Origin of the sequence: Streptomyces sp. NPDC057654 (genome assembly GCF_042800135.1) — a bacterium.
Classification (GTDB): domain Bacteria; phylum Actinomycetota; class Actinomycetes; order Streptomycetales; family Streptomycetaceae; genus Streptomyces.
Map to the genome: position 1 here is coordinate 1 of NZ_JBHVHQ010000729.1, position 4,434 is coordinate 4,434.

Sequence of the window (4,434 nt, forward strand, 5' to 3'; positions counted from 1 at the left end):
TCCTTGGCCGGAGTGATCGCGATGGAGGCGGAGGAGGCGGCGTCGCCGGCCTTCCCCGACGCGCCGTCCTTGCCGCCGCAGGCGCTGAGCACCAACGCCGCCGCGGCGACCGCCCCGCCCACAGCCAGCACCCGCCCTCGTTTCCGCCCGCCACCGCGCCCCGCCGCGCCCCGCTCGTCAGCTCTCGCTATCTCTCCCTGGTTGTGCTCAGGCATCTGCGCCGTCCACCTCATGTGCTCTAGTTCCCTGGCTCCACCCGTACCGCTCATCCGCGGCCTGCCGATTCTTTAGACGGGCTGGGCAGGCCATCGAGTTGCCCAGATCATGTTGCGATTCGACAAAAAGTGACGGACGAGCATGGAGAAGACAAAATTGCCCGCTGACCTCGGTGTTTCCGCCGTCGACGTTGTCAGAGCCGTGAGCTGCCGGAACGCGGGCCATCGAGAGGCATGTCACCCCCTCGGCGCGGATAGCACCCGCTCATGCGGAAAGACTGTTCTCTGGGAATCGACACGACGGAGCGGTACGCACGCGGTCGGGGGGACGGATGGAAGGGCGCGAACACAACAGCCGCAATGACCTCAGCGGCACGGTGCACGGTCCCGCCGTACAAGCACGCACCATCCATGGCGGCATCCACTTCCGCACGGAAGCGGCGTCCGAACACCAGCCGCCATGGCAGCTTCCGCCGACTGTCCGCATCACCGACCGCGCGGCGGAACTGCGTGCGCTGGAGCGGTACCGCGCCCATTCCGGTGAGGGAGGCCACCCCACGCTGGCCGCGGTCAGCGGCCTGGGCGGCGTCGGCAAGACAGCGGTGGCGCTGGCCTGGCTCAAGACGCTGCGCCCGCACTTTCCCGGTGGTCAGCTGTACGCGGATCTGGGGACCCACTCCCCCGGTGGACCGGTCGATCCGGGAGAAGTGGTCGGCTATTTTCTGCGCGCCCTGGGGGTGCCGGCCCCGCAGGTACCGGCGGCCTTCGCTGAGCGGGCTGCGCTGTACCGCTCGTTGGCGGCGGAGAGACGGCTCGTGGTGCTGCTGGACGACGCCGCGTCGGCGGCCCAGGTCCGCCCGCTGCTGCCCGGCGGCCGGAGCGTGACGGCGGTGACCAGCCGCCGGCGTATGCCCGGCCTGACCGTGGACGGCTGTTACGCGGTCCATCTGGAGCCCCTCGGTCTGGAGGCGGCGGTCGAATTACTGGAGGCGACACTGGCCGACGGCCGGGTGGCCGCGGAGCCCGAGCAGGCGCGCGCCCTGGTCGAGCTCTGTACCGGTCTGCCGCTGGCCGTGCGCGTGGCCGGGGCCATCCTCGCGGCGCGTCCACGGCGCGGCATCACCACGATGGTGCACGCGCTCACCGAGGAGCACGACCGACTGGAGGCGTTGGCCATCGAAGGCGACCACAATGTCCGGGCGGCGCTGGACGTCTCGTACCAGGGACTGCCGCCGGAAGCCGCCCGGCTCTACCGCCTCCTCGGACTGCATCCCGGCTCGGAGTTCAGCGGTTCGGTGGCCGAGGCCGTGCTGGGCGAGGAAGCGGCAGCCCCCCTGGACCTGCTCTACGACGCGAATCTGCTGACCGACGTCGCAGACGAGCACACCGGCGAAGAACGCTACCGCTTCCACGACCTCGTCCGGCTGCACGCTCTCGCCAAGGCCGAGGACGTCGAATCCGCGGACGAGCGGGCCGCCGCCCTCCGCCGTATCGCCGACCACTACCTCGCCACCGCCACCCGCGCCGAGGGGATCATCGACCCCCAGCACCTGACCATGAACCGCGACTACGGCGCGGGGCCGGTGGTCACGGCGGAGTTCGGCGACGACGAGGTCAGCGCGCTGAACTGGCTGGAACGTGAGCTGCCCAACCTGATGGCGGTGATCCGCGGCGCACGCCCCGCGGGCTTCGCCACCGTCGGCTGGCAGCTCGCGGACGCCATGTGGCCGCTCTTCCTGCGGCGCAAGTTCTACGAGCAGTGGCGGACCGCTCACGCGGAAGGCCGCGCCGCGGCACAGGAGTTGGGCGACACCGAGGCGGAGTGCCGGATGCTGACCTCCGGCGGCATCGGCGAACTGGGCATGGAGAGCCCGGAGCGCGCTCTGGAGATGTTCGAGCAGGCGGCACGGGCGTTCCGCGCTCACGGAAACGAGCTCGGGTACGCCCGTACGCTCAACTACCAGGGCCTGGCCCACCAGCGGCTCGGCCGACTGGACCGGGCGGCGGAGTTCTTCGCGGACGCCGCTTCCGAGCTGTCCCGGTGCGGCGACCACCGGGCGAGCGGACTGGCCCGCTTCAACCTCGCGGACATCGCCCTCACAAGAGGTCTCCCCAGGGAGGCCATTTCCGGTGCCGAGGCCGCGCACACGACGCTGACGGAGGCGGGCGACACCTACAACGCGGCACGCGCGGCCACCCTGCTGGGCCGCGCGCACCTCGCGGTGGGCCTGCTCGACCAGGCCGAGGAGCAGCTCTCCCTGGCCCTGACGACGCTGCGCGCGACGGCCTCCGACTACGAGACGGCCCGCGCTCTGGGCTCCCTGGCGGCCCTCGCCCAGCAGCGCGGACAAGCGGATCTCGCCCGTACGCACTGCCGGGAAGCCCTGGACCTCTACGACGCGGCGGGCCGCTCCCGCTCGGCCGACGCCGAAGCGGCGCGCACGCTCCTCGGGCAGTTGGAGGGCCGCGCCGGGGAATGACCCAGCACCAGGCGCACCGGTGCCGACGCGAACTCCGCCACCGGCAGCCCCGACACCAGCCAGGCGTGTGCCAGTGAGGCCCACACCGCCCACGACGATCTCGCCGCCGACCGCTGTGCGTCGAGAGTCAGCGCGCATCCACCGTCGGCGAACCGGATCCAGCACTCGTGGTCCCGGTACACCGCCACCACCAGGGCTCCCGGGTGACACGCGGCCAGCCGCTCCGCACTCCGGTCTCCTTCCCCCTCACCCAGGAGCACGTCGGCGAGCCGGGGCCAAGGAGCGGGCGCGGGGAGCTCGACCCTCAAGTGCTCGTCCACGACCGGAACGCCGGAGACCGGGTGCACCAGCACGACCCGCGCCCGGCGCACCGCCTCCCTTTGACCGGCTGCTTCGGGGACGGCCGACTCGGACGCATAGACGGTCAGCTCCGCCATGACACGACACCGCCCGGCTCGTCGTAGCGCACCGTGAGCGGGACCGGCGCCGGCTCCGCGGCGATCCGCACCGCGGGGGAGCGAAGCCGCAGTTTGCGGTAGATCAGGGCGCGCATCTTCTGGGCGAACTGTCCCGGCTCGGAGGTGATCCTGGCCGCGATCCGCTCGTAGCGTTGCGGCCGGTACGCGGTGGAGCTCCGACTGAGCTGCTGACGCAAGGGACGGCCCTCTCGCAGGCCGAGCCGGGGAACGAACGAGCTGAGTTCGGCCAGGGGCGACGCCGGATCGAGGACCTCTTCCGGGAGGCCGGCCATCAGCACCGGCACACCGGTCATCGCGCCGTAGAGGGTGACGGAGCCGTGGTCGCCCACGACGTAGTCCGCGGCGGCCAGCGCTCCGACCCAGTCGGCGTACTGGCTGATCACCGTGAGGCCGGAGCGTCCCAGAGCCGCCAGCCAGCTGAGGACCTGCCATTCGCCGTGGGCGTTCCACACGTTCGGGTGCAGCAGCAGCGCGACGCGGTACTCGTCACCGGGCAGTTCGCGTACGAGGCGCTCCAGCAGCTCCCAGCTCTGCCCGAGGATCGACTTGGACCCCCAGGTCGAGCAGAAAAGGACCAGCTGTTGTCGGGCCCTGACCCGCACCGCTTCGCGGTACAGCGCGCGCGAGGGCAGGCTCGCCGCGATGCGGTCGAAGCACGGGTCCCCGACGACTTCCGCCACGGGCAGCGCTTCCGGGCACTCACGGCCGAGGCGGGTCAGCTCCTCCTGGTGCGCCAGCACGATCGCCTCGGGGATCACTGCCCCGTCCCTTACGAGGCGCTGCCGGCTGAACCCGTACGCACCCCGCTCCCCCACCGGACGGCCGCGCCGGCCAGCAGGGACGATCTTGTTGTGCCCGGCGCCGTGCGGCAGCACGATCACGGGTGCGTGCAGCTCGTGCAGACTGCCGTGGCTCGCGGCCAGCGCCAGATCGAACCGGGTCTGCACCGCCTGGCTCCAGGGCAGCACGAGCCCGTTGAGATCTTCCAGAAAGTCCTCCACACCGTTGCTGAATACATCCGGCGCCGGGGTGAAAAACACCTGAATGCGAGGGTCGCCCTCCAACAGGCGAACCGCGTCGAGCAGCCTCTTCCCGGTGGTCACCGTGTGCACCGCGACCAGAAGCTTCCTGTGGATACGGCGGGTGGCCCACCGTTCGGCGTCGAGACGCACCGGCACATAGGTCCCGTGCGCTTCCATCATGGTCAAGCTCATCGAATCCATCCCCCCGGTCTTCCTGCCCCCCGGAACGGTCCACCGT

The 4,434-nt window shown here is 71.2% G+C and carries 3 protein-coding genes and 1 pseudogene; 1 reads left to right on the plus strand and 3 read right to left on the minus strand.

All coding sequences use genetic code 11. The features are described 5' to 3' along the window. Positions 1–215: pseudogene (locus tag ACFU99_RS34600) on the minus strand (iron-siderophore ABC transporter substrate-binding protein); the annotation flags it as partial. Positions 216–547: 332 nt separating this feature from the next. On the opposite strand from ACFU99_RS34600, the gene ACFU99_RS34605 reads away from it, so the two are divergent. Next, on the plus strand, positions 548–2,695 hold the full coding sequence (locus ACFU99_RS34605; RefSeq protein WP_384399832.1) for an ATP-binding protein: 2,148 nt from the start codon (positions 548–550) through the stop codon (positions 2,693–2,695). Here the strand turns inward: ACFU99_RS34605 and ACFU99_RS34610 are convergent. Beyond that, positions 2,608–3,132: a transcriptional regulator gene (locus tag ACFU99_RS34610; protein ID WP_384399835.1), complete on the minus strand. Its 525-nt coding sequence runs from the start codon at positions 3,130–3,132 to the stop codon at positions 2,608–2,610. The genes ACFU99_RS34605 and ACFU99_RS34610 overlap by 88 nt on opposite strands. Then, positions 3,120–4,388 carry a hypothetical protein gene (locus ACFU99_RS34615; RefSeq protein WP_384399838.1) on the minus strand — a complete coding sequence of 423 codons (1,269 nt, stop codon included), beginning with the start codon at positions 4,386–4,388 and terminating at the stop codon, positions 3,120–3,122. Before ACFU99_RS34615 ends, ACFU99_RS34610 begins: the two co-directional genes overlap by 13 nt. Positions 4,389–4,434 lie beyond the last annotated feature (46 nt).

What these genes read in the sequence shown, in the direction of transcription:
- ACFU99_RS34615 (WP_384399838.1), bottom strand. Translation starts at nt 4,388, where the DNA reads ATGAGCTTGACCATGATGGAAGCGCACGGGACCTATGTGCCGGTGCGT.
- ACFU99_RS34605 (WP_384399832.1), top strand. Translation starts at nt 548, where the DNA reads ATGGAAGGGCGCGAACACAACAGCCGCAATGACCTCAGCGGCACGGTG.
- ACFU99_RS34610 (WP_384399835.1), bottom strand. Translation starts at nt 3,132, where the DNA reads ATGGCGGAGCTGACCGTCTATGCGTCCGAGTCGGCCGTCCCCGAAGCA.